The sequence below is a fragment of the Mammaliicoccus fleurettii genome, assembly GCF_003970575.1.
GTDB lineage: Bacteria > Bacillota > Bacilli > Staphylococcales > Staphylococcaceae > Mammaliicoccus > Mammaliicoccus fleurettii.
Map to the genome: position 1 here is coordinate 1 of NZ_RXWZ01000211.1, position 2,222 is coordinate 2,222.

The window sequence follows — 2,222 nt, forward strand, 5'->3', positions numbered from 1 at the left end:
GTTTTTCCATTGTAATACCACCTTAGTTTATTTTTTGTTTTATATAAATATGCTTAATAACATCTGGAGAAGTATAAAACTGAACAATTAACTTCCCAGTTTCTTTTTTAAAACTTACTTCGGTATCCTTATTGTTACCTTCACTTTCGCTATTTTGATTAATTAAAATTCGATTATTTTTGATAAAGATGTCATGATGTCTATATTCAATTTCACCTAACTTAAAACCATTGATATTTAGCCTTTGATGCAATCTATTAAAAACTTTCATATTTGGGAAAATAATAATTTGATATTCATTAAGATAATGTGTCATCAGTATCAAACCATTGAAGTAAACAATATCTCCTCGCAAACGTTTTAAAGTTAGTATCAATTCAAATAGTTGATACTGACTTTCCTTATTTAATTGTAATTCTTTAATCATGAGATGGCTGCTTTGTGAAGGAATCATACTATCTATCCATGTATCATCAATAATCATTGAAATATTTTGATTAAATTCGATACTCCATTTAAATATTGATATTAGTGACTCAATTCGATTAGGGATTTTAGGTTGATAGAAGATATTTAACGAGGGATTATTTTTCAATATAGATGTTATATCTTTGTCGGAGTCTATTTCATGATGTACTTTACATGCTATTTGGTTTTTGTCACCCATTTTATGAGACATTCGCTTTGCTAAATAGTTGTTTTGTTTGTTAAGTATCAATATCACATTAGATTCTTTTAAGTATTCTTTTATGATTTTAGAAATACGATTATATTGGTGATACGATGCATCGATATAGAATTGAAAACTGCGTTGTCCATAAAAATATGTGCAATCTGTTAAATAATTTAATAATCTCTTAAAAAACATTATAATTTCTTCTAAATTTTCGTTTCTTGTTAACTTTACCTCGAATGAAATATCAAATTGGTGTTCTAATGAAAAAGAAAACATTTGATGTACAAGTTTATTATTTTCAAAATTCGACTGAAATAGCTCATAAAATAGCTGATTTGAAAATAACAATCCATATAAACCAATTTCCCTTCTCATAGATAACAACTTTGATTGTTGAAAATTATTAGTAAGTGATTCTATATTTCTAATATAAATTAGTAAGTTTGGAGTTGTAATTTTTGAACTTAGTTTATTTTTAAAATTTATATCCATATTGACATAGTCAATATCACTATCTGTTAAATATTTGATCTGTTCATTTAACTGCTCAAAATTTTGAAATAGTGTCGTGTTTTTATTATGAAATGGATAGTATTGATCATTTTCAAGTTGTTTTCTAAATTTCCCTGGGGTAATTCCATATTTATTTTTAAAATGGCCAATAAATCCTGATTCATTTGTAAATCCATTATCATTCGCTATTTCAGATATTAATTTTTTAGAATACATTAAATCAAATGTACTGTAAGATAAACGAATAGCACTTATTAAATCCCGATAACGCATACTCGTTACTTCTACAAGCCTGTCAGAAAACCACCTTACAGATAATAATGATTTTGTCGCTACTTCCCCAATATACAACTTATTTTTATAATTATGATACATATAATCTATAGCTTTATTTATGTCATTAGTCATGCTATATTCAACTGTTTCATCTAACTCTCTATATAAACGTAGTGTCATAACTAACTGGTTAAGATGTTCAAATACTTTATTTCTCTTTTCTTTTTTACGTTTATTATTTAAGTAATTTACAATCAACTTATTCATATAGAATCTGAGCATACTCGAATCAAGTTTATCTTTGTTAATGTAGTACCTTTTATTAAATTGAAAGAAATAATCAAGTTCTACTCTTGATAAACACAAACTTGCAATGACATTTTTCTTAGCCGATAAAATACGGTAATGATCTAAGTCATTTATAATAATGAAGTCTTTCGATTTATATTTTTTAGTTTTACCATTTATAGAAATATTACTACTTCCTTCTATTATATATAGTATTAGTAAACCTATATTAAATTCTGATTGAACATTTAAGGTTTGATAAAATTTCAAATTACAATCAATCAGCATTTTAAACACCTCTATTCAACTTGAAACATCTTTATTTATAAGTAAGGATAATTATAATTCAACAAATAATATTAAAAATACTTTATTCTTGACTTTTTATTATGAAATTTTGTACTTATTTTATTTCCTTAAAAGCTATAACTTTTATATAAATCAAATATAAATAATATTATTAATTAGC

At 24.7% G+C, this 2,222-nt stretch carries 1 protein-coding gene; it reads right to left on the minus strand.

Annotated elements, in window-relative coordinates:
* Window positions 1-22: 22 nt before the first annotated feature.
* Window positions 23-2,041, minus strand: coding sequence for a helix-turn-helix transcriptional regulator (locus tag CD129_RS12460; protein ID WP_115337159.1), 2,019 nt, complete (start codon window positions 2,039-2,041; stop codon window positions 23-25).
* Window positions 2,042-2,222: the final 181 nt, after the last annotated feature.